This is a genomic window from Pseudonocardia adelaidensis (assembly GCF_039543345.1).
GTDB classification, from domain to species: Bacteria; Actinomycetota; Actinomycetes; order Mycobacteriales; family Pseudonocardiaceae; genus Pseudonocardia; species Pseudonocardia adelaidensis.
On record NZ_BAABJO010000045.1, the window covers coordinates 40,386 to 63,075 of the forward strand.

Annotated in this window: 21 protein-coding genes and 1 tRNA gene; 12 read left to right on the forward strand and 10 right to left on the reverse strand. The window is 72.1% G+C overall.

Annotated elements, in window-relative coordinates:
* Positions 1-41 precede the first annotated feature (41 nt).
* The 3 genes from ABEA81_RS38250 to ABEA81_RS38260 are packed head-to-tail and all read right to left on the reverse strand — an operon-like array spanning position 42 to position 2,505.
* Positions 42-434 carry a hypothetical protein gene (locus tag ABEA81_RS38250; RefSeq protein ID WP_345612293.1) on the reverse strand — a complete coding sequence of 131 codons (393 nt, stop codon included), beginning with the start codon at positions 432-434 and terminating at the stop codon, positions 42-44.
* Complete coding sequence (locus ABEA81_RS38255) at positions 419-1,189, reverse strand: SDR family oxidoreductase (RefSeq protein WP_345612295.1); 771 nt, start codon at positions 1,187-1,189, stop codon at positions 419-421. The genes ABEA81_RS38250 and ABEA81_RS38255 overlap by 16 nt, the downstream gene beginning before the upstream one ends.
* Entirely contained in the window at positions 1,189-2,505 is a 1,317-nt protein-coding gene (locus ABEA81_RS38260) for a M20/M25/M40 family metallo-hydrolase (RefSeq protein WP_345612297.1), read from the reverse strand. Before ABEA81_RS38260 ends, ABEA81_RS38255 begins: the two co-directional genes overlap by 1 nt.
* 71 nt (positions 2,506-2,576) lie before the next feature.
* Between ABEA81_RS38260 and ABEA81_RS38265 the strand changes: the two genes are divergently transcribed.
* Positions 2,577-2,660: transfer RNA gene (locus ABEA81_RS38265), tRNA-Leu, on the forward strand.
* A 26-nt stretch (positions 2,661-2,686) separates the two neighbouring features.
* Here the strand turns inward: ABEA81_RS38265 and ABEA81_RS38270 are convergent.
* Entirely contained in the window at positions 2,687-3,544 is an 858-nt protein-coding gene (locus tag ABEA81_RS38270) for a hypothetical protein (protein ID WP_345612299.1), read from the reverse strand.
* Between the two features lie 449 nt (positions 3,545-3,993).
* On the opposite strand from ABEA81_RS38270, the gene ABEA81_RS38275 reads away from it, so the two are divergent.
* The 4 genes from ABEA81_RS38275 (at position 3,994) to ABEA81_RS38290 (ending at position 10,924) form a co-directional block, all read left to right on the forward strand.
* Positions 3,994-5,019: an aldo/keto reductase gene (locus ABEA81_RS38275; protein ID WP_345612301.1), complete on the forward strand. Its 1,026-nt coding sequence runs from the start codon at positions 3,994-3,996 to the stop codon at positions 5,017-5,019.
* 173 nt (positions 5,020-5,192) lie between these two features.
* Complete coding sequence (locus ABEA81_RS38280) at positions 5,193-6,512, forward strand: multidrug effflux MFS transporter (protein ID WP_345612303.1); 1,320 nt, start codon at positions 5,193-5,195, stop codon at positions 6,510-6,512.
* Positions 6,509-8,029: an aldehyde dehydrogenase family protein gene (locus ABEA81_RS38285; protein WP_345612305.1), complete on the forward strand. Its 1,521-nt coding sequence runs from the start codon at positions 6,509-6,511 to the stop codon at positions 8,027-8,029. Before ABEA81_RS38280 ends, ABEA81_RS38285 begins: the two co-directional genes overlap by 4 nt.
* A 150-nt stretch (positions 8,030-8,179) precedes the next feature.
* On the forward strand, positions 8,180-10,924 hold the full coding sequence (locus ABEA81_RS38290; RefSeq protein WP_345612307.1) for an ATP-binding protein: 2,745 nt from the start codon (positions 8,180-8,182) through the stop codon (positions 10,922-10,924).
* A 10-nt stretch (positions 10,925-10,934) separates the two neighbouring features.
* Here ABEA81_RS38290 and ABEA81_RS38295 read toward each other — a convergent pair whose 3' ends face one another.
* Positions 10,935-11,318, reverse strand: coding sequence for a winged helix-turn-helix transcriptional regulator (locus tag ABEA81_RS38295; protein WP_345612309.1), 384 nt, complete (start codon positions 11,316-11,318; stop codon positions 10,935-10,937).
* Positions 11,319-11,418: 100 nt separating this feature from the next.
* Between ABEA81_RS38295 and ABEA81_RS38300 the strand changes: the two genes are divergently transcribed.
* Positions 11,419-12,066, forward strand: coding sequence for an NAD(P)-dependent oxidoreductase (locus tag ABEA81_RS38300; RefSeq protein ID WP_345612311.1), 648 nt, complete (start codon positions 11,419-11,421; stop codon positions 12,064-12,066).
* A 467-nt stretch (positions 12,067-12,533) separates the two neighbouring features.
* Here the strand turns inward: ABEA81_RS38300 and ABEA81_RS38305 are convergent, their stop codons facing one another.
* The 3 genes from ABEA81_RS38305 to ABEA81_RS38315 form a co-directional block, all read right to left on the reverse strand.
* Entirely contained in the window at positions 12,534-12,803 is a 270-nt protein-coding gene (locus tag ABEA81_RS38305) for a transposase (protein ID WP_345612342.1), read from the reverse strand.
* A gap of 250 nt (positions 12,804-13,053) precedes the next feature.
* Positions 13,054-13,959 (reverse strand): SDR family oxidoreductase, encoded by a 906-nt coding sequence (locus ABEA81_RS38310; RefSeq protein ID WP_345612344.1) that lies wholly within the window; start codon positions 13,957-13,959, stop codon positions 13,054-13,056.
* Positions 13,878-14,843, reverse strand: coding sequence for an SDR family oxidoreductase (locus tag ABEA81_RS38315; RefSeq protein WP_345612313.1), 966 nt, complete (start codon positions 14,841-14,843; stop codon positions 13,878-13,880). The genes ABEA81_RS38310 and ABEA81_RS38315 overlap by 82 nt, the downstream gene beginning before the upstream one ends.
* Positions 14,844-15,023: 180 nt before the next feature.
* On the opposite strand from ABEA81_RS38315, the gene ABEA81_RS38320 reads away from it, so the two are divergent.
* Positions 15,024-15,632 carry a TetR/AcrR family transcriptional regulator gene (locus ABEA81_RS38320; protein WP_345612315.1) on the forward strand — a complete coding sequence of 203 codons (609 nt, stop codon included), beginning with the start codon at positions 15,024-15,026 and terminating at the stop codon, positions 15,630-15,632.
* 290 nt (positions 15,633-15,922) lie between these two features.
* Here ABEA81_RS38320 and ABEA81_RS38325 read toward each other — a convergent pair whose 3' ends face one another.
* Complete coding sequence (locus ABEA81_RS38325) at positions 15,923-16,252, reverse strand: hypothetical protein (RefSeq protein ID WP_345612317.1); 330 nt, start codon at positions 16,250-16,252, stop codon at positions 15,923-15,925.
* A 197-nt stretch (positions 16,253-16,449) separates the two neighbouring features.
* Between ABEA81_RS38325 and ABEA81_RS38330 the strand changes: the two genes are divergently transcribed.
* The 4 genes from ABEA81_RS38330 to ABEA81_RS38345 all read left to right on the forward strand — a co-directional run bounded on the left by ABEA81_RS38330 (position 16,450) and on the right by ABEA81_RS38345 (position 20,893).
* Complete coding sequence (locus tag ABEA81_RS38330; protein WP_345612318.1) at positions 16,450-16,926, forward strand: hypothetical protein; 477 nt, start codon at positions 16,450-16,452, stop codon at positions 16,924-16,926.
* A gap of 101 nt (positions 16,927-17,027) precedes the next feature.
* On the forward strand, positions 17,028-17,879 hold the full coding sequence (locus tag ABEA81_RS38335) for an LLM class flavin-dependent oxidoreductase (RefSeq protein WP_345612320.1): 852 nt from the start codon (positions 17,028-17,030) through the stop codon (positions 17,877-17,879).
* Between the two features lie 646 nt (positions 17,880-18,525).
* Positions 18,526-19,800 carry a hypothetical protein gene (locus ABEA81_RS38340; protein ID WP_345612322.1) on the forward strand — a complete coding sequence of 425 codons (1,275 nt, stop codon included), beginning with the start codon at positions 18,526-18,528 and terminating at the stop codon, positions 19,798-19,800.
* 88 nt (positions 19,801-19,888) lie between these two features.
* Positions 19,889-20,893, forward strand: a complete 1,005-nt coding sequence (locus tag ABEA81_RS38345; RefSeq protein WP_345612324.1) for a hypothetical protein — start codon at positions 19,889-19,891, stop codon at positions 20,891-20,893.
* Between the two features lie 109 nt (positions 20,894-21,002).
* On the opposite strand, the gene ABEA81_RS38350 is transcribed toward ABEA81_RS38345, so the two are convergent.
* Positions 21,003-21,683: a TetR/AcrR family transcriptional regulator gene (locus ABEA81_RS38350; RefSeq protein WP_345612325.1), complete on the reverse strand. Its 681-nt coding sequence runs from the start codon at positions 21,681-21,683 to the stop codon at positions 21,003-21,005.
* 140 nt (positions 21,684-21,823) lie between these two features.
* Between ABEA81_RS38350 and ABEA81_RS38355 the strand changes: the two genes are divergently transcribed.
* Positions 21,824-22,573: an SDR family NAD(P)-dependent oxidoreductase gene (locus ABEA81_RS38355; protein WP_345612327.1), complete on the forward strand. Its 750-nt coding sequence runs from the start codon at positions 21,824-21,826 to the stop codon at positions 22,571-22,573.
* Positions 22,574-22,690: the final 117 nt, after the last annotated feature.

Consider the following 22,690-nt stretch of genomic DNA (forward strand, 5'->3'; position numbering starts at 1 on the left):
CTTCCGCACGCACCAAGCGCGCGAACGGCCCGCTCGCGCCATCATCCACGGGCGATGCGGGCACGCAGCCGGTCGCCGAGCACGACGTCGTGGGGCAGCCGCCGCAGCTCCCCGGGATCGACGCGCACCCCGTGCCCGTGGAGCCTCCGGGCGAGGTACGCCCAGTGGCCGGCCTGGGACTCCTTCCAGGTCCTGCCCTCGGCCGGCTCGTCCGGGCCGACCACCATGCGTGCGGTCTCCTCCACCTCGGCCACCGAGGTCGCGGTCCAGGTGGCGGACGAGGCCCAGCCGCGGTCGTCGAGCAGGAGGAGCCGGCGACCGTCCGTGAGCACCGCATCGTGGCGCGCCCGCACCGACACCCGGCCGTCGTCCGGGGCCCGGTCCTCGACGTCCGCCGTGGTGAGCAGGCGTTCCACCGTCAGTGGTCCGCCCACGACACCCCCGGCGGCCGGGCCCCGCCCGCCGGCCCGGGCGCGCCTCGGAACCCGTACGGCGCGGGCTCCCGGCCCGGCTGCACGAACCAGCACTCCCCCGGCTCTCCGCGCTCGAGCACGGCCTCGATCGCGCCCGCCACGTCCTCGGCGGTGAGCAGCGGGAAGTCGCCGAACTGGGGCTTCGCCCGCGCGATCAGCGGGGTGTCGGCGAAGCCGGGGCACACGGCGTTGACCCGGATCCCGTCGGCTGCGAGCACGGGCGCCGCCGCCCGCACGTAGCCCACCACGGCGTGCTTGGTCATCGTGTACAGCGCGTCGCCCGGCATCGGCACGAGCCCGGCCAGCGAGGCGGTGGCGACCACCCGGCCGCCGCCCGCGCGGCGCAGTGCAGGCACGGCGGCCGCGAGCCCGAACACGACGTGATCGACGTTGACGCCGACGATCCGCCGGTAGCCGGCCAGGTCGAGGTCCTCCACCCCGGACTGGCCCGCCGTGACCCCGGCGTTCAGAAGCACGACGTCCAACCGTCCGAAGGCGTCCTCGGCGGTGGCGACGTGCGCCGGCATCCGATCCGGATCGGCGACGTCACCGGCCAGCGCGATGCCGCCCACCTCGTCGGCGACCACCCGGGCCGCTGCCTCGTCCCGGTCGGCGACCGCGACCCGCGCCCCCGCCGCCGCGAGCCGCCGCACCGCAGCGGCCCCGATCCCCGACGCACCGCCCGTGACCAGGGCGCCCTTGCCCGTGAGATCCATCAGCAGCTCCGCAGGAACCGGTCGAGCACCCGGGTGCCGAACTGCAGCGCGTCCACCGGAACCCGCTCGTCGATGCCGTGGAAGAGCGAGGCGAAGTCCAGGTCCGGCGGCAGCCGCAGCGGGGCGAACCCGTAGCACTGCATGCCCAGGTCGGCGAACGACTTGGCGTCCGTTCCGCCGGAGAGCATGTACGGCACGGTCTTCGCCCCCGGGTCCTCCTCCCGCAGCGCCGCCGCCATCGCGTCGGTGAGCGCACCCTCGAACGGCGTCTCGACCGCCTGCAGGTTCTGCACCCACTCGCGCGTGACGTCCGGCCCGAGCAGCTCGTCGACCTCCCGCAGGAACGCCTCCTCCCGTCCCGGCAGCACGCGGCAGTCCACCACCGCCTCCGCCGTCGACGGGATGACGTTGGCCTTGTAGCCCGCCGAGAGCATCGTCGGGTTCGCCGTGTCGCGGATCGTCGCCCCCACCAGGCGCGACAGCGGCCCGAGCTTGGAGATGGACCCCTCGAGATCGTCCTCGGGGAACTCCAGCCCGGTCAGCTCGGACATCTGCTCCAGGAACGCGCGGACGGTGTCGGTGAGCACCAGCGGGAACGTGTGGTTCCCGAGCCGCGCGACCGCCTCCGCCACGTGCGTCACGGCGTTGTCGTCGTGCAGGAACGACCCGTGCCCCGGCTTGCCCCGGGCCCGCAGCCGCATCCACGCGATGCCCTTCTCGGCGGCCTCGATCAGGTAGACCCGCTGGTCCTCGCCGAGCGTGAGCGAGAACCCGCCCACCTCGCCGACGGCCTCCGTGCAGCCGGAGAACAGGTCGGGCCGGTGCTTGACGAGCCACTGCGCCCCGTACGACCCGCCCGCCTCCTCGTCGGCGACGAACGCGAACACGATGTCCCGCGGCGGCACCACCCCGTCCCGCTTGAACCGGCGCGCGACGGCGAGGGTCATGCCGACCATGTCCTTCATGTCGACCGCGCCCCGGCCCCACACGTAGCCGTCCTGCACCGCCCCGGAGAACGGGTGCACCGACCACTCCGACGGATCGGCCGGCACCACGTCCAGATGCCCGTGCACGAGCAACGCCCCGCGCGACGGATCGGCCCCGGCCAGCCGGCAGAACACGTTCGACCGCCCCGGCGCCCCCGACTCGAGCACCTCCACCTCGTACCCGACCTCGGTGAGCTTCCCCGCCACGTACTCGGCGGCCTCCCGCTCCCCCGTCGTCGTGTCGAGGTCACCCGTGTTCGTCGTGTCGATGCGGATGAGCTCCGACGTCAGCTCGACGACCTCGTCCTCGGCTGCTCCTTGCCTGGTCACGCCGATCTTCCTACCACCAGGAGGTCCGGTCGCGGGGGTGCGGAGGGTGTGGGCTATCCTGCTCCCAGCAAGTCCGAGTGGCGGAATGGCAGACGCGCTAGCTTGAGGTGCTAGTCCCCGAGTAGGGGGTGGGGGTTCAAGTCCCCCCTCGGACACAGAAAATGCGCACACCTGCGTCAAGTCACGTGGTTGTGGTCAAGCGGGCTTGACCAGGTAAACCTCCGACTGTGCGCCGGCACCACGCGGCGGTGGCCGCCGGTGACGAGCAAACCGATCGCTCCCGCCGTTCCGAGCAGGCTCCCGTCCGCTGCCACGCGACGTCTTTGCGGTCGAGGTGAGGCTCGCCGCGACGACAGGCGGTCTCGATGTGCAGGCGCAGCAGAAGGGCGTCGAGCGCGTGGTCGTTCCCGGTGCTGGCCGCAACCTCGTTGATCTCGGCGAGCCGCGCGTCGGGGAGTGCGCGCCGGGTGCTGGGCAGCCGGCGTGGTTTGGCCACCTTGCGTGCGGGGTTGGCCGCCTCGGAGATGAGTCCATCGGAGACGGCATGGTGGTACAGGCACCGGAGCGCAGCGATCAAATGCTCCACCGCAGATCGTCCTCCGCGGGCGTTGCGTCGAGTGACGACGTCCCCCCGGACCGCCTCGGCGAGCTCTCTGATCTCCAGCGGTGACGGCTCATCTATAGGACGATCACCCCACTTTTCCTGCACCCGAGACCAGTACGGCGCGTAGACGCGCCGCGTTCCGGAGGAGACGACGCGCGAGACCCGCGGGATGTAGGCGCTAAAGGTCGGCCTGATCGACTGTTCCACACGCCGCCCCGGCACCTGGACGGGAACGACGCCACCGCACTGACCGAACACCGGGTGGATGCGATCATCGCCCGGATGCCGCTCCCGTATCCGACCGACCGGCTCGGCGTGACGGTCCGCTACGAGGAGCCGGGTGCTGGTCGTGCCCATCGGGCATCGACTCGCGGGCAAGGAGTCGGTCCGGCTGAACGACATCGCCGCCGACGCAGTGGTCGGCTGCAGCGCCACGACCACCTCGTGGCGCGAGTTCTGGCGCCTCGAACCACGGCCCGACGGCGGCCCGGCCCCGGTCGGGCCCCTTCCGGTCGAGAGCTACGAGGACAAGCTCGAACTCGTCGCCGATGGTCAGGCCATCGCCGTCCTGCCCGCCGGGGACCGGCGAGTGAGCCTGCGCGACGACCTCACCATCGTCCCCCTCGAGGGGTCGGTCCGACGCGGGTCGTGGTCGTCACGCGTGCCGACGATCACGAGCCCCTCGTCGCAGCCTTCCCGAGCACCGCTGTGCGCGGCGCAGTCCAGCCGGCCCAGGGCCGTCTCGGGGACGGGCCGGGCCCATTCAGTGCACTCGGCCATGGCACTACGTAGCAGGAAGGACGTGTCTTCCACCGACGCGAACCGGATGCCGCCGGCGCGAACCTCGCGGCAGGACGATCCCCTTCCCCGCCAAAGGAGTAGCTATGGATTACCGGCCGTTGGGGCGCACCGGCATCTCGGTGAGCGAGCTGTGCCTCGGCGCGATGATGTTCGGCGCCGCGGGCAACCCCGACCACGACGAGTCGATCCGGATCATCCACCGGGCGCTGGACGCCGGCATCAACTTCATCGACACCGCCGACATGTACTCGTACGGCGAGTCGGAGGAGATCGTCGGCAAGGCGTTGACGGGCGGGCGGCGCGACGACGTCGTACTCGCCACCAAGGTCGGCCTGCCCTGGGACGACCGGCCCAACCACGGCGGCGCCTCCCGCCGCTGGATCACGCAGTCCGTCGAGAACTCACTGCGGCGGCTGGGCACCGACTGGATCGACCTGTACCAGATCCACCGCCTCGACCCCACCACGGACATCGAGGAGACGCTCGGCGCCCTCTCCGACCTCCAGTCCCACGGCAAGATCCGTGCGTTCGGCGCCTCCACGGTGCCCGCGTCCGAGATCGTCGAGGCCCAGTGGGTGGCGGAGCGACGCGGGCGGGAACGGTTCCGCACCGAGCAGCCGCCGTACAACCTCCTGACCCGCGAGATCGAGTCGGACGTCCTGCCCACCGCCCAGCGCTACGGCATGGGCGTGCTGACCTACAGCCCGCTGGCGATGGGCTGGCTCACCGGCCGCTACCGCGCCGGCCGGGAAGCACCGGGCAGCGGCCGTTCGGAGATCTTCCCCGGCCGCTTCGACCCCACGCTGCCGGCCAACCGGCGCAAGCTCGACGCGGTCGAGGCGCTCGCCGTGCTCGCCGAGGAGGCCGGGCTGACCCTGATCGAGATGGCGATCGCGTTCGTGCTCCGCCACCCCGCGGTCACCTCGGCGATCATCGGCCCGCGCACCACGGAGCACCTCGAGTCCCAGCTCCCGGCGGCAGACGTCGCACTGTCCACCGATGTGCTGGACCGCGTCGACGAGATCGTGTCGCCCGGCGTCACCCTCAACCCCGACGCGGACAACATGTCGTTCTCCGCTGCCCTGAAGCCCGCCAGCCGGCGACGCTGACACCTGCGCACACCGCCCCGGAACCGGACGGGTCGGCGGCGCACCTCGCGCCGCCGGCCCGTCCTTCTTCTTCGCGCCGGCACCGCTACCGAGTCGCGCCTCGGCGCTACGTAGCCGGACCCACGGGTTCTCCACCGACGCGGTACCCGGGCCGCCGGCGCGAACCTCGAGGCATGTCGAGCGAAACGAGCGAACGGCACGCGGCCGCGGCCCCGACCGGGCCCACCGCGGGCGCGCGCATGACCTCCCGGGAACGGCTGCGGCTGGTGCTCGTTCTCGGGTTCCTCACCGCGAGCGGGCCGCTCACGGTCGACCTGTACCTCCCGGCGCTCCCGGCCATCACCGCCGAACTGATCACCACCGCCGCCTCCGTGCAGCTGACCCTGACCGGGATGCTGGCCGGGCTGGCGCTCGGACAGCTGTTCGTCGGTCCCCTCGCGGACGCGATCGGCCGCCGCACCCCCCTGCTCGCCGGTATCGCCCTGCACGTCGTGGCATCCGTGCTCTGCGTCGTCGCGCCGAACATCGCCATCCTCGGCGTGCTGCGCGTGCTGCAAGGACTGGGCTGCGCCGCGGCGACGGTCGTCGCCATGGCGATCGTGCGCGACCTGTTCACCGGGCCCGCCGCCGCGCGGGTCCTGTCCCGCCTGATGTTGGTGATGGGCGCCGCCCCGATCCTGGCGCCGACGGTGGGCGGGCTCGTGCTCGGCGTGACGTCGTGGCGGGGCGTCTTCACGCTGCTCGCGGCGTACGGGGTGGCGATCCTGCTCGTCACCGCGCGGCTGCTGCCCGAGACCCTGCCTGTGACCGCCCGCCGGGGCGGAGGCGTCCGCGGCACCGTCCGCGACTACGGGCGGCTGCTGACCGACCGCGGCTACGTCGGGCTGATCCTCGTCGCCGGGCTCTCCCTGTCGGCGAACTTTGCCTACATCGCCGGATCCTCGTTCGTGTTCCAGGAGCAGTACGGCCTGACCGAACAGCAGTTCGGGCTGGTCTTCGGCGCGGGCGCGATCGGTCTGGTGGGCGCCACCCAGGTCAACGTCCGGCTCCTGCGCCGGTTCACCCCCACGCAGATCCTGACCGGCGCCGTCGCCGGCGGCGCGATCGCCGGCCTGCTGGTGCTGCTGTTCGCTACCACCGGCTTCGGCGGGCTGCCCGCCCTCGTGGTCGCGCTGTGGCTCGTCCTGGCCGCGACCGGGCTCGCCGTGCCGAACGCGCCGGCGCTGGCGCTGTCCCGGCACGGCGAGGCCGCCGGGACCGCCGCGGCGCTGCTCGGCGCCGTGCAGTTCGGCATCGGGGCGATCGCCGCCCCGCTCGTCGGTGTGCTTGGCGCGGGCGTGGTCGCGATGGCGCTGGTGATCACCGGTGCGCTGCTGGCGGCCAACGCCGTCCTGCTGCTCGTGCTGCGTCCCTGGCAACTCCCCGCCCCGCCCGCGGCGACGGCCGCGCACCGACCTTCGAGCCGAAGAACTGATCGAGAGGAACGACCATGACCGTGGAAACCACGATCCCCGCAGGCAGCACCCCGCCGATCGCGGAGGCGGCACGGCGCGCGATCCCCGCATTCGCGCGCAGCGGTGACCGGTTGATGATCATCGGCGGCCGCCGCGTGCCCGCCGTGTCCGGGCAGACCACGCCGAACACCGACCCGACCACCGAGGCACCGCTCGCGAGCATCCCCCGCGGTGGCGCCGAGGACGTCGACATCGCAGTCCACGCCGCGCAGCGGGCGTTCACCGACCCGACCTGGTCGGGGGTCGACCCCGCCGACCGCGGCCGGATCCTGTTCCAGATCGCCGCCGTCGTCGAGGAGCACGCCGAGGAACTGGCCACCATCGAGTCCACCAGCATGGGGGGGCCGATCAGGATGACGCGCCACATGATGGCCGCGGCCGCCCAGACCTACCGGCACTACGCGGGGTGGCCGACGATGCTGAGCGGCCACACCGTTCCGACGCCGGACAACCGCCTCGGCTACACGCGCCGGGAGCCCCTGGGCGTCGTCGGCCTCATCTGGGGCTGGAACGGCCCGATGCCGCAGCTCGCGCTGAAGCTCGCTCCGGCGCTCGCGGCAGGCAACACCGCGGTGCTCAAGCCGCCGGAGTGGGCCTCGCTCACCACGCTGCGGTTCGCCGAGCTGCTCGACGAGCACACCGACCTGCCCCCTGGCGTGGTGAACGTCGTCACGGGCCCCGGGCGCGAGGCGGGGGAAGCCCTGGTCCGCCACCCGCGAGTGGCCAAGATCGCGTTCACGGGGTCGACCGCGGTCGGCAGGCACGTGCACGAGGTGGCGAGCGCCGACCTCAAGCGCCTCACCCTGGAGCTCGGCGGCAAGTCGCCCGTCCTGGTGTTCGCCGACGCCGACCTCGAGGTGGCGGCGAGCGGTGCCGCGATCGCGCTGCTCGGCGGCGCCGGCCAGGCCTGCACCGCGGGGACCCGCCTGATCGTCGCGGACAGCATCCGCGCGGAGTTCACCGAACGGCTCGTCGCCGCGATGGCCGCGTTCGTCGTGGGCGACCCCCTCGACCCGGCGACGATGATGGGGCCGCTCGCCGCGCGGCCGCACTTCGAGCGCGTGACGTCCTGGTTCGACATCGCCGCCCAGGACGGTGCCCGCACCCTGACGGGCGGCAGGCGGTACGGCGACCACGGGTTCTTCGTCACCCCGACGCTGCTCGGCGACGTCACGCCGGACATGCGCGTGGTCCGGGAGGAGATCTTCGGCCCGGTCGGAGCGCTGATGGGCTTCACCGACGTCGACGACGCGATCGCCAAGGCCAACCAGACCGAGTACGGGCTGGCCTCCTCGGTGTGGACGAAGGACCTCGCCACCGCCCACCGGGTCGCCGCCGGCATCGACGCCGGCACGGTCTGGGTCAACACCCACCACGAGATGACCACCGGGCCGATGCCGTTCGCCGGCTTCAAGCAGTCCGGCGTCGGCGGCGAGGGCGGACCCGAGGTGATGGACGCCTTCACCAGGCACAAGGCCGTCCTGATCGCCCTGTAGCTCGGCACCGGCTCGGGACACGATCCCGGCCGGTGCCGATGGCGACGGGCTGCCGGCACGACCTGCCGGCAGCCCGTCCCCGCGGGCGGGGCGCTCTCGCGGTGATCGCGGTCTCCGCGGCCGACGGTAGGCTCCGCGCGGGAGGACCACGTGCTGCTCTTGGGCCGCAGCGCCGAGTGCGCCGCCGTCGATCAGTTGCTCGCCCGGGCCCGGGACGGCCGCAGCGGCGCGCTGGTGGTGCACGGCGAGGCCGGCATCGGCAAGACCGCGCTGCTGGAACACGCCCGCGACGCCGCGGCCGGGTTCAGGGTGCAGCAGATCGCCGGTGTCGAGGCCGAGATGCCGTTCGCGTTCGCGGCTCTGCACCAGCTGTGCGCACCCCTCCTCGACCAGCTCGCCGCCCTGCCCGACCCGCAGCAGACGGCGCTCGGCGTGGCACTCGGACAGGCCGCCGGCGACCCCCCGGACCGGTTCCTGGTCGGGCTCGCCGCCCTCGGCCTGCTCGCCGAGGCCGCCGCCGAGCAACCATTGTTGTGCCTGATCGACGACGTCCAGTGGCTGGACCCGGCCTCCGCGCAGACCCTGGCCTTCGTCGCGCGCCGCGTCGAGGTCGAGCAGCTGGCGCTGATCTTCGCCCGGCGCGACACCGCACCCGGCACCGGCGGCACCGAGGTGTTCACCGGCCTGCCGCACCTGCACCTGGACCGGCTCGGCCACGCCGACGCGCGAAGGCTGCTCGCCGAGGCGGTCCCCGCCCCGCTCGACGAGCGGGTGCACGACCGAATCCTCGCCGAGGCCCGTGGCAACCCCCTCGCGTTGCGGGAACTGGCCCGCGGCAGCCCGCAGGCGCGGACGGCCGCACTGGCCGCCGGGTTCGGCCTACCCGACGCAGTGACCGTCCCGGACCGGGTCGAGGAGAGCTTCCGGCAGCGGTCCGAGAGCCTGCCCCCCGCCACCCGGTTGCTACTGCTGACCGCCGCCGCCGACCCGACCGGGGACTCAGCGCTGCTGATGCGCGCCGCCGCCCACCTCGGCATCGGCGCCGACGCCGCCGCACCCGCCGAGGAAGCCGGCCTGCTGGAGATCGCCACCGAGGTCCGGTTCCCGCACCCGCTGGCCCGCTCGGCCGTCCACCGGGCCGCGACGCCGCCCGACCGGCGCCGGGTCCACCACGCGCTGGCCGCGGCGACCGACCCGCAGACCGACCCCGACCGCCGGGCCTGGCACCACGCGCAGAGCGTGCTCGGCACCGACGAGACGGCCGCCGTGGAGCTGGAACGCTCGGCGGACCGGGCGCGGACCCGCGGCGGGCTCTCCTCGGCCGCCGCCTTCCTGGAACGGGCGGCCGCCCTCTCCCCCGGCCCGGCTGACCGCGCCCGCCGGGCCCTGGCCGCCGCGTCCGCCATGCACGAGGCAGGCGACCCCGAGGCCGCGTCGGACCTCCTGGCGGTCGCGGCCGCAGGCCCGCTCGACGCGCTGCAGGCCGCCCGGGTCGGCCTGCTGCGCGCCCAGGTCGCGTTCCACGTCACCCGGGGAAACGACGTTCCTGGGATGCTGCTGACGGCCGCCGAGGGGCTCGCCCCGCTCGACGCCGCGCTGTCCCGCGAGGCCTACCTCCAGGCGCTCGAGGCGTCGATCATGGCCGGTGCCCGTACCTGCGGCCACGGGATCGGCGAGGTCGCCGAGGCCGCCCGGGCGGCGCCCGCCCCACCGGCACCGCCCCGGCCCGTGGACGTCCTGCTCGATGGCCTGGTGACCTACTTCCTCCACGGGTACGAGGCGGGCGCGCCCGGCTTCCGCCGGACGCTGGACACGTTCCTCGGCCTGGCTCCGGACACCGGCAACCTCCGCTGGCTGTGGTTGGTCTCCCACACCGCGCTGGCGCTGTGGGACGACGCAGCGGCCGCGACCCTCGCCGATCGCCACCTCCGGCTCGCCCGCGACGCGGGTGCTCTGTCCACGCTGCCGGTCGCGCTGACCTTCCACGCCACCGTGCTGGCGCACGCAGGCGAGCTCGGCCGGGTCTCCGAGCTGATCGCGGAGACCGACACGATCACGCGGGCGACCGGAGCCGCACCGCTGCCCCACACCCGGCTCATGCTCGCCGCCTGGCGGGGCAGGCGCGCCGAGGCGTCCACGCTCCACACGGCCGCGGTGAAGGACGCGAACGAGCGGGGCGAAGCCACGGCGGTGACCATCGCGGACACCAACCTGGCGATCCTCCACAACGGGCTGGGCGGCTACGCCGCCGCGCTCGCCGCCGGGGAGCGGGTGTGGGAGTCCGGAGAGCTGGTGCACAGCACGTTGGTCCTGCCCGAGCTGATCGAGGCGGCCGTCCGCGCCGGTGCGCCGGAACGCGCCGCGGCCGCGCTGGCGGTGCTCGGCCCGCGGGCCCGCGCCTGCGGCACCGCGTGGGCGCTCGGCCTCGAGGCCCGTTCCCGTGCGCTGACCAGCACCGGGCCCGCCGCCGAGGCGGGCTACCGCGAGGCGATCGAGCACCTGGGCGGCTGCCGGATGGCGGCCCACCTCGCCCGCGCCCACCTGGTCTACGGCGAATGGCTGCGCCGCGAGGGCCGCCGCCGCGAGGCTCGCGAACAGCTCCGGATCGCCCACGACCAGCTCACGGTGATCGGCGCGGACGGGTTCGCCGCCCGCGCCGCCCGCGAGTTGCGCGCCACCGGCGACCAGCCGCGCGAACGGTCCGAGCGGCCCGCGACCGGGCTCACCGAGCACGAGTTGCACATCGCCCGCCTGGTCGCCACCGGCGCCACGTCCAGGGAGATCGGCGCCCAGCTGTTCCTCAGTCCGCGCACGATCGAGGCCCACCTGCGCAACATCTACCGCAAGCTCGGCATCACGTCCCGCCGCGAACTGCGGACCATGCAGCTCTCCTGACCACGTCGGGTCAGTTCGCGCGGTCGTAGACCTCCTGCGACGCCGCCACGTCGCCGAGGTGCGCGATCGCCCACTCCTGGAGGGCGCGCAGCGGTTCACACAGGGTGCGGCCCGCATCCGTGAGCGCGTAGACGACGCGCACCGGCACCTCGGGATACACGGTCCGGCGCACGAGGCCGTCGCGTTCGAGGCCGCGGAGGGTCTGCGTCAGCATCTTCTTCGACACACCCTCGATCCGCCGGCTCAGCTGCGAGAACCGCGCTTCGCCGTCGGCGAGGACGCCCACCACGAGCACCGTCCACCGGTCACCGATGCGATCGAGGATCCTGCGGGCCGGGCAGTCCGCCTGGTACGGGCTGCCGAAGAGGACCGGCCCTTCCGACTGGGTTACCACGAAGTGCCTTCTTCAAGATGGATACCTGGTCTCTTACGGTAACCCCAGCGTGCCACCGATGCCATCGCTCCTCGAGAAACCCCCCTTGAGAAGGGCACACATGTCCCACATCACCGTTCTCGGCGGCACCGGCTACGCCGGGTCGGCCATCGTCGCCGAGGCCGCCTCTCGCGGCCACCAGGTCACCTCGTTCAGCCGCTCCCTGCCGGACGAGCGAATCCCGAACGTCACCTACCGCGAGGGCGAGGCCACCGACGAGACGGCCCTGTCGTCGGTCATCAAGGGCGCAGACGTCGTCGTGGGGGCGCTGGCGCCGCGCGGGGCGCTCGCCGGCCCGTTCCGCGAGGTCTACCGCACCATCGCGCGTCTGGCGGATGCCGTCGGTGCACCGCTCTACGTCGTCGGCGGATTCTCGTCGCTGCGTCCCGCGCCCGGAGCGGACCGCTTCGCGGCGGACCTCGGCCACGCCCCCGCGGAGTACCACGACGAGCTCATCGCCGTCGCGGCGCTCGTGACCGACGACCTCCCGGCCACGCCGGAGACGCTCAACTGGGTCTTCGTGAGCCCGGCCGCCCGGTTCGGCGCGCACGTGCCCGGCGAGCGACTCGGCCGCTACCGGCTAGGCGATGACGTCGCGGTCCAGCCCGAGGACGGCGGCGCGATCTCCGGCCCGGACTACGCCCTCGGGTTCGTCGACCTCATCGAGGAGGGGAACCACCACCGCGCACACGTCAACCTCGGCTACTGAGGCGGCCCTCGTCGGCACGGCCTTCGCGGCTGCGCCGACGATCCGGGCGTGCCGGCCTACCGGTACCTCGGCCGCGTCCATGTCCCAGCGACCCGCCTGACCACCATCTCCAGGCCGCTCGGGACGGCGATCCCTTCGCTCGCGCGGCGCGCCCGAACACCGAGCGACACGCTGGCCGGCCGGAGCCGAGAGGCTTCATCGCTGTGAGCACCCTCGTCGTCCTGATCGGCGGAGCTCACGACGGCCGCGAGTTCCAGGTCCCGACGACGACCCGATCATCGCCTCCGGCGTGCTCGACCTCCCCGAGTTCGACGGCCGCCGCGCGAGGGTCCCCTCGCCGAACTGGCCGGCGCGACGTTCACCGTGCTGCGCTACCGCTGGGAGGCACCACCCACGCCGACGCGACCCACCCCTTCTACTGGACTTCTCGCCCACGTAGCCCCGGGCTGAGGGTGCCGAGGACGCTCCTACGGCTCGTCAAGCCGCTGTAGCGCCTGATTCGAGCTGGCGGTAGAGCTGGCGGGCGATGTATCGCTTGAGGCAGCGTGTGATGTCGCGGTCGGTCTTGCCCTGGGCTCGGCGACGGTCGGCGTAGGCGCGGGTGTCGGGTCGTGACGCAGCCGGGACAGGGCGATGTTGTGCAGTGCCCGGTCGAGCTGCCGGTCGCCGGATCGGTTGAGCCGGTAGCGCACGGTCTTGCCCGAGGAGGCTGGGATCGGGGCGGCGCCGGCGAGCATGGCGAACGCGGCGTCGTTGCGGCAACGCCCGCGGTTGACGATCGCCCCGCCGCCGTTTCGGCGCACGAGCGTGGCTCAGCGGTCAACGGCGGTCCAATGCGTGTGAAGGGCATGGCGAACTGCTCGTCGATGTCCTCCTCGGTCGTGGTGTCGAGCGGGCCGACCGGGCTGGATCGCCGCGCCGTTGAAGGCGCCGTTCCGCCAGGGATCAACATTGCCGAGTCCTGCGCATGTCGGAACTCCGCGCCACTCACGCCTGGTCGTAATGGCCCGCCGCGATGTCCTCCAGCAGCGTGGGTCCGGTGGGCTCCCAGCCCAGCACCGCGCGCATGATGGCGCTCGAAGCGGGACAGTCGGCGGCCACGAATCGACCGACGAACGGGATCTCGTCGGCGATCTGCTCGGCGGTGACCGACTCGGCCCGGACGCCGAGCCGGGCGGCCAGTGCCTCGGCGATCTCCCGGAAGGCGATGCCTTCTTCTGCGACGGCGTGCAGGATCGTGCCGGCGGGGGCGCTCTCGAGGCCGAGTCGCAGCACCCGGGCTGCATCGGAACGGTGCACCGCTGGCCATCGGTTGGCGCCGTCGCCGACGTACGGAACCGATCCGCGGCGCCGCGCGGCTCGGCTGACGATGGCGATGAAGTTCGGGTCGCCCTCGCCGTGCACGCTGGTCGCGAACCGCACCGGGATGGCGCGAACGCCCCTGTCCACGTAATCCAGCGCGAGGTTCTCCTCCCCGCCACGCAGCGAGGCGCGGCCCACGGCGCGACTCGGGTCGTCCTCGGTGGCGGGGCGTCCCATGCCGGGTTGCCCGGCGAGCGCGGTGGCGGAGGCGAGGACGAGCGGCCGGTCCGATCCGACCAACGCCTCGCTGATCGTCTCCACCGCGGCACGCGCGGCGCGGTCGTTCTCGGCGGGGTTGGACCAGTCGTGCTTGTTGGCGAGGTGGACGACCGCATCGACGTTCTCGAGCGCGACGCGGATCGAGTCGAGATCATCGAGGTCGCCGCGGTGGACGGCTGCGCCGAGCTTCCTGACGACGGCAGCCGACTCGTCCGAGCGGGCGAGACCAGTCACCTCATGATCGTTGTCGACGAGCTCGGCCACGACCGCCCGACCGATGAACCCGGAAGCTCCGGTGACGAAGACGTGAATGACGCTCTCCTTCGTAATGTCAATACCTGCGATGAGTGAGGCCCACCAACCAGCCCTGGGGTCCGTGACAAAAGCCCGGCAGGCGAAGGGGTACCGCATGACCCTGCGCGGGTGCGGCTTCTCACCCAGAACCACACGCGGCACCGCGCTACGTCGAGACCGGCGCAGTGGGTCATACAGGCTGTCCGATCGGTCGGATGGTCAGGGTGTTGAGGTCGACGCCCGCGGGTTGGTCGAGGGCGAAGCAGATGGACTCGGCGACGTGCCGAGGTGGCAGAGCGAAGGGGGGTGCGCTGCCGTCCTGCCAGAAGGGTGTCGATCATGCCGGGGTTGACGAGGGTGATCCCGATGCCGCGGGTGGTGGCGTGCATCCGCAGGTTCTCGGCGAGTCCGGTGACGGCCCACTTGGTGGCCGAGTAGAGGTTGGCGGGGGCGTTCTTCAGCCCGGCGACGCTGCCGATGAGCACCAGCCGCCCGCTGGTGGCCTCGAGGTGGGGCAAGGCAGCCTTCGCCAGTAGGGCGGGACCGAGGACGTTGGTGAGGACCATGGGCGGCCACAGCGTCGGGTCGCCGTCGTTGAGGGTCGCGCCTGCGGTGCGCTGGTAGTCGCCCGAGGTGAAGCCGGCGCTGGCAACCGCGGCGTGCAGGGCGCCGAACCGCTCCACGGTGCCGGTGACGGCGGATCGGGTGGCCTGCCAGTCGGCCGCGTCCGCGACGAGCCCCAGCAGGCGGTCGGGGTGGCCGGCCGCGTCGAGGAACGCCTTGAGCCTGGTCTCGTTGCGGCCGGTCACGGCCACGCAGTGTCCGCGGTCGAGGAGCAACCGCGCGGTCTCGGCACCGATGCCGCTGGTCCCACCAGTGATCAAGATTGTCTTGCTGGTCATGGGTCATGCTCCGGGTTCTGGAAGTGGTCGGCGAGGCCGTCGGGTCCGCTGTCCGCGCACGAGCAATCCCTTCGGCGTCTACCTCGGCGCAACTCCAACACTCGTGTTGGCTACGCGTGACCCTAGCCGAATTTGCGTCCAACTGCAACGTTGGTGTTGGCGGCGCCTAGGATGTGCCGCATGGCATGGGACGTCGAGGGAACGAAGCGCCGCATCCTGGAGGGGGCAGTGGCCGAGTTCGCCGCGCACGGCCCCGCCGGGACGACCGTCGACCGGATCGCGAAGCGCGCCCAGGTCAACCGCGAACGCGTCTACAACTACTTCGGCGACAAGTCGAAGCTGTTCTCCGCAGTGATCCGCAGCGAACTGGACAAGCTGGCCGCCGCGGTGCCGCTGACCATCACCCGCACCGCGGACGTCGGGGAGTTCGCCGGCCGGACCTTCGACTACCAGCGGGCCCACCCCGACCTGGCACGACTGGTGCTGTGGGAAGGACTGTCGGACACTGGCAGCGTCCCGGACGAGATCGCCCGCACCGAGCTGTACACCGATAAGGCCGAGGCCATGGCGGCGGCGCAACAGGCCGGACTGCTCGACGACACCCTCGACCCGGCCCACCTGGTCTTCCTGGTCATCGCGCTGTCGAGCTACTGGTCCGCAGCACCGCACATCGCACGAATGCTGTCCGGCAGCGACGTACAGGACAGCGCAGAAGCCGCCCGCCGCCGCGCCGCCGTGGTCCACGCCGCCCAGCAGATCGCCGCGCCGCGAACGACACCCACCGCCTGACCCACCGCTCGACCGCGGCCGGAGCTCCTCATGCCGGAACGTCCCAGCGCGTCCCACACGAGGTACCCAGGATCACAGCAGCGGAGATGCTCGCACCTCCCGATCCAGCCGATACAGCGACCGCCTTCTGCGCAGCTCATCGGCGAGCTGGTCACCCTCAGCCGCGACCGCACCCTGCACGACCTCTGATGGTCAGCTTGGTCGTTGATCCATCTACCGGAGACCTCACTTGTCTCCGCTCACCGTCACGCACCCGATCAACAAGATCGACTTTCCAAACAGGCTCTAGGTCACTCCCGCCGGGCTTGCAGCCTGACAAGCTGCTCCGCGGCGTGCTCATCGCCAGCATCGGCCCGGCGCTGCAACCAGGCCAGGTCACCGTGCTCAACCAGCAGCGAAGCCAGCCGCCACGCCCCCTGCCGATCGCGGGAGTCCGCGCGGCGCTCCAGCTCAGCCAGGTCATTCCGCACGACCAGCAACTCGGCAAGCCGCCACGCGGCACGCCAGTCGGGAGTTCCTCCGCCTGCGTCGCTGTGGGTGCGGTTCAGCCATCTGCGGGCAACCGCCTGCGTCAGCTCCCGGATGATCCTGGTCGAGCCCGTACGCCAGCGCTTGCGCACGAACGCGCCCTGCAGCCCGGCCTCGCGCGGCCGCCAGCGCGCGCAGCTCGTGGCGTCAGGCTGGTGAGCATCGCAGCCTGCTCGCCGAGGTCCGCTACTACCAGGCTCTGGTCCAGCTGCCGGGAGGCGATCCGGCGATCGCGCTGGCGGCGTCGGCCGAGGCGCACGCCATCGCCACCGAGACGCAGGCCACCTGGTTGATCCCGGCCACCGAGATGGCGTGCGGCGCCGCCCTCGTCATGGCGGGCCGGATCGCCGACGGCCGGCGCCGGCTGCGGGCCGCCGTCCGGCTCGCCGACGCCTGCGGGCGGGCCTGGACGGCTGCGCTCAGCGAGTTCATGCTGGCCCAGACCCTGGTCGACGCGGGGGACGGCGAAGCGCTGCCCCTGCTGCGGACCTCGCTGCGGCGCTTCCTCGACGAAGGCGACCTGAGCAACCAGCTGGCCGTGCTGCACAACGGGGCCCTGGCCCTGGACGCGGCCGGCGATGCGGCCGGCGCCGCGCTGCTCCGCGACGTCGTCGATTTCCACCAGGCGCGCAGCGACATCCGGCCGGCCGGCACCTGGCTCCAGTCGATCATGCCGCACGGCTGGTACGAAGGCCCCCCTCCCGCACAGCCGCCGACACTCGACGACGCAGTCGCCGTCCTGACCGCCCCGGCGCGCGCTGTCTGACAGTTGCAACCCGGGTGTATGGGCGGCCGGCCAGGATCACGGGGCGAGCCGGTCCACGGCCCGCGCAACGTCGACACCCGTACCAGCCAAGGAGCGTCTCGATGCGCATCGGCATCGGCCTACCGAACCAGGTCCGCGACGTCCACGCCCCGGTGATTCCCGCCTGGGCCCGCCGAGCGGAGGAAGCGGGATTCGCCACCCTGGGCACCACCGGCCGGGTCGCCTATCCGGGCGTGATGGATACCGTCGCCCTGGCCACGGCCGCCGGGGCAACCACCACGATCGGACTGCTCACCCAGGTGCTGGTGGCGACCGCCTGGCCGGGCACGCTGCTGGCCAAGGAGGCAGCGTCGATCGACGGGGTCTCCGGCGGCCGGCTCACCCTCGGCATCGGGGTGGGCATCCGCGAGGACGACTTCGTCGTGCCCGGGCACGGACCCCGGGACCGGGGCGCTCGGATGGACCGCGACCTGGCGACCTACCGGTCGATGTGGGCAGGCGAACCCGTTCCGGGAAGCCCGAACCCGGCGGTTCCGGCCGGAGGACGACAGGTGCCGCTGCTGTTCGGCGCCATTACCCCGGCCGCCTACCGCCGGATGGCCGAGTCGTCGGACGGTTACATCGCCGTATCGGTGCCGGCGGCCCTGGCGTCCGGCGCTTTCGACGCTGCCCGTGCCGCGTGGCAGGCGGCCGGGCGGCCGGGACAGCCCCGGCTGGTCGGCCTCAACTACTACGCGCTGGGCGATCCCGACCGCGGTCGGGCCGACATCGCCGATTACTACGCCGCTACCCCCGAATACCAGGACATCGTCGTCGACGGCGTGCACACCGACGAGGAATCACTGCGCGACGCCGTCAAGCAGTTCGAGGCCCTGGGCGCCGACGAACTGATCCTGAGCCCCGGAACCGACGACCTCGACGAGATCGCCCGCCTGGCCGACATAGTCCTTTGACCCGAAGCTCACGCCTTTCCCGGTGCTCTCGCTCGGCATCCAAGTCGGTTCGGTCGTGGGCGGCGCGTTCGCCCCCTTCATCGCCACCGCGCTCCTGTCCGGATTCGGGACCTCGGCCGCGATCGCCGTCTACATGGCCTCCGCTGCGCGATCAGCGCCGCGAGCACCATCGCGCTCCAGCATCGCGCCGCCTGAACCGAGCGACCCCGCTCGCGTCGACAGTGGCGTGGCAGCCGGTCGAGGGCGATGACCGCGGGGCCCTCGGCGGGCCATCGCTCGACGGCGGTCGCGAATGCCTCGTCAGCTTTGCAGCTGCAAGCGTGTGGTTAGTGCGCAACTCCCCCCTCGGACACAAAAATTGCGCACACCTGCGTCAACCCACGTGCCTGTGGTCAAGCCCGCTTGACCACGTAACCCCTCGGCCTTGCGGCGGCACTGTTCGGCGGTGGTGCCGGTGACGAGCACGCCGATTGCACCTGTCGTTCCGAGCAGGCGCCCCATCGCGGCCGGACGACGTCTTCGTGGGCGGGGTGACACCCGCGGGCACCGGCCGCTTCCCGTCGCCATGCTGGCTGGTCGGCTCACGCCCGCCGTGTTGTACCGCGTAGCTGCCGTGGATCGGTGCGGCCGGCTCGCGGAGCAGTCCGTGATGCGTGCCCTGGGCTGGCCACCCGGTCTGAGCCTCGACATCGCCGAGTCCAGCGGCACATTGGTCGTCCGCGCTGACCCGGCCGGAGCGTTCCGCACCACCACCCGCGGTCACCTGGTGTTGCCGGCACGGGTGCGCAGCTGGTGCGGCCTGCACGTCGGGGACCGGGTACTGCTCGCCGCCGACCCGAATCGGCAGCAACTGCTCCTGTGCCCACCCGCCACCCTCGACGCGATGATCGCCGCGCGGCACGCTCTATCAGCGGACACGGGCGGCTCTGCAGACAGCGACCCGCTGGGCGGCCAAATGAGTATCGACGAGACCGAGACGGCCGCGACCCGCCACGCCGAGCTCGCCGCAGCGAGGCTGCTGCTGTCCCGGATGGGCGTCTCGCCCGCCGACCTCTGGGCGGCACCAGAAGACACCCCTCCGATGTCAACATTCGCGGAGTACATCGAGCGGGTGCGCGCGTCGGTTGGCTCGGGCCCCCGACCGGTGTACGGGTCGTACTGGAACCGCATCCTCGACCGCTGGGCGGAACGCCGCCTCGATGAGATCACCGCATCCGACGTCCGGCACCTGGTCGAGCACACCAAGACCCACACCGTCGTCCGGCGCAACGCCCGCGGAGGCCGCAGCGCCGGTGAGCACCTGATCGCCGCGCTGCGCTGTCTGTACCGATACGCCGAGGACGACAAGCTGATCAGCCGGGCCAACAACCCTGCCCTGAAGGTGGCCAAACCACGACGCCTACCCAGCACGCGACACGCCGTACCGGACACCCGGCTCGCCGAGATCAACAGGATCGCCGCCACCACCGGCAACGACCCCGCCCTGGACGCGCTCCTGCTGCGCCTGCACACCGAGACCGCCTGCCGCCGCGGAGGCGCGCTCGCACTGCAACCGCAGGACCTCGACCAAACCCAATGCCTGATCCTGCTACGCGAGAAGGGCGACACCGTACGCCGCCGAACGCGGCGCGCCACGATCGGGCCAGCTGCTGCGCTACCAGTCCGGCGAACCCATCACCCGCCGTCGCTACGACCACCTCTGGAAACGCATCGGCGAGACCCTCCCGTGGGCGGCGGCCCAGCAGATCTCCACGCACTGGCTGCGCCACACCACTCTGACTTGGGTCGAACGCAACTTCGGATATGCGGTCGCCCACGCCTACGCGGGACACACCGACGGCGGCGACTCCTCGGTCACCGCCGGATATGTGCGCGCCACGCTGCAAGAAATCGCAGCGGCGCTCGCGGCGCTGACCGGTGAACCCCACCCACTCGCTGAGACTCCCGACGATCCGCCGGTCTCGGAATGATCCCGGCCACCGGGGAGTGACGAGTACATGACCGGCCAAATGACCAAGATCGTGCCAGCCCTGACCACACCAATCCCGACCACTCATTCGAATGCCGTTGCCACCGGGGCCGCCGCGCCATGCTCGTGTGGGCCGGGCCGTGAGAGCCGCGTAGCACGGTTGGCCGCCGCGGCAGAGGAAGCAGCGCAGGTGCGTGCGCTGACGACCCGCCCGGATGTCGTCGCATTGCGGGTCGACCGGGTCCGGGCACAGGTGGATGCACTGTTGTGGGCCGGCATTGTGCTGGGCCTGCTGTTCACCACCGTGAACGTTCACCGATTCGCCGCGGCCGGTGCCGGGGCGTTCTCGCCCGGCTGGTGGGTGGCGTGGCTGCTGGATTCGATGGTGTCGCTCGTGCTGCTGGCCGTGCTGCGCGCCGAGCAGATCACGGCTCGCTACCAGGTGACGCTCGGTGTGTGGCCTCGGCGTGCCAAGTGGTGCGCGTTCGCGGCCACGTACCTGATGAACACTTGGACCTCGTGGGGCCTCAACGGCGAAGCACTGTCCGTGTCGGGGGTGATGCTGGTCAGCGGGTCGCTGCGGTTCGCCGACCAGTCCATCGACAACGCGACCAGCGGCCAGGCGCTGCAGCAGAGCCCGGCGCCCGGCCTGTACCGGCTCGACGCCGATAACCTGATCGTGCGGGTGCCCGCGCTCGATACGTTCGACATCGCCCCGGGCTTCACCGGGCTGAGCGTGTTCGGCGACACCGAGTACATGGTGTGCCACATCACCACGACGGCGGAGGACAGCAACACGCGGGGCGCCTCGACGGCGAAGTTCACCCTGATCGTCAACCAGTGGAAGTCCGACGGCACGCTGTGCCACACCGACGCGACCACCACGGTCACCAAGACCGTGCCGTACGCCGTGCACCGCATCTACGTCCCGCTGAACAAGCCGAACTTCCTGGTGAGCACCGCCCCGGGCCGCATCCCGCGGTTCAACGCCTACGTCCGGGGTGTCGGCAGTCCAGCGGCGGCCAGGGCGCGGCGAACGGCCTGAACGACTCCTACACCGGCACGCCCAAGCACAATTCCGACATGAGCCACGTCTTCGCGGTTCCGTACCACTGAGCTTCCCGCCGCAGTACTCCGTGCCGCCTGTCGTCGGCCTATTCGGCGCAGGCGGTGCCGGAGCCGAGGTTGGTCATCGCCTGGCGGAGCTCCTTCTCGCTCAGGGCGGGGACCGGGAGCGGATGGGCGGAATCGGCGCGGAGGGCGTCGAGCAACAGGTAGAGGTGACGACGCCAGGCGTCCGGCCGGACGTCCCGGGTGGCCGCGGCGATCCGGCTGTGTGACCAGATGACGAACGCCAGGTCTTCCGGCGTGACGTCGGCCCGGAGCATCCCCTCGTCCTGGGCGCGCTGCATCGCCTGCCGCGCCAGTTCCCGGATGTGCAGGATCTGCTCGTCGATGTAGTCCGAGAGCGGAAGCCGCATCGAGGCCAGGTCGTTCATGCCCCGGTCGTCCGCTTGCAGTTCGCACATCGCTTCGAGGTACCGGGCGAACCCCGCCCAGGGGTCGTCGGCCGCGACCGCCTCCTCCGCCGCGGCGACCCATGCCGTGAACTTGTTCTCGAACACCGCCTGCACAAGGTCGAGGCGGGTCGGGAAATGCCGGTACAAGGTGCCGATGGCCAGTCCGGCCGTCTTCGCGATGCTCTCCAGCGGCGCCTCCAGCCCGTCGCGCGCGAAGGCGGTCGCGGCCGCCGCGAGCAGCGCCTCCCGGTTCCGCCGTGCGTCGCTGCGCAACGGCCGGTCGGTGCCTGGGGGTGCCGCCGAGGGGTCATCCATGTGACCAGAGTATCAAGTCGAGGCTGCCCTCAGGTTTGCTAGGGTGAAACGTGAGGGCGGCCTCGACTTCGCTCCCGGCGTACGACGGGACGGGCGCCGAGCCGCCGAACCATGACAACGACGCACGAGGAGAACGAACAATGGGACATTTCGAAGGAAAGACAGCCATCGTGACCGGTGGCGCGATGGGCCTGGGGGGCGCCACCGTCGAGCGGTTCGCCGCCGAGGGCGCGAACGTCGTCATCGCCGACGTGAACACCGAGGCGGCCACCACCCTGGCGAAGCAGCTCGGCGGGACCACGATCCACCTGCCGCTCGACGTACGGGACCCGAAGGCCTGGGCGGAGGTCGTCGCCGAGACCGAGAAGCGGTTCGGGACCGTCGACATCCTGGTCAACAACGCCGGCGTGGTCGACACCGGCCCGTTCGAGGAGTGGACCGCGGAGCGGATCCAGCGGCTGCTGGACGTGAACCTGCTGGGCGTGTTCCACGGCATCCAGGCGGTCCTGCCGGGGATGAAGCGGGCCGGCGGCGGCTCGATCGTGAACATCGGCTCGGCCGGGGCGCTGGAGGGGTTCCCGCAGATGTCGGGGTACGGCGCCTCCAAGTGGGCGGTGCGCGGGTTCAGCAAGATCGTCGCGCTGGAGCTCGGGCAGTACGGGATCCGGGTCAACTCGATCCACCCCGGCCAGTTCCAGACCCCGATGACCAGCCAGGTGACCTTCAGCACCGACCACGTCGCGCTGAACCGGCTGGGACAGCCCGACGAGGTCGCCGACGTCGTTCTGTTCCTGGCCGGCGACGCCTCGCGGTTCATCACCGGCGCCGACGTGTCGGTCGACGGCGGGCAGACCGCCGGCAACGCCGCCTACCAGGGCGTTCCCGAGTGACCCGCCGCCAGCGGACCTCGCTCGCACCCGTCAGAAGCAACTCCCACTCCAGCCCGGTCGTGACGGCTCCGTCGCGGTTACGGCGTCACGTCGACGCCCGGGTCGGTTGAACCGAAG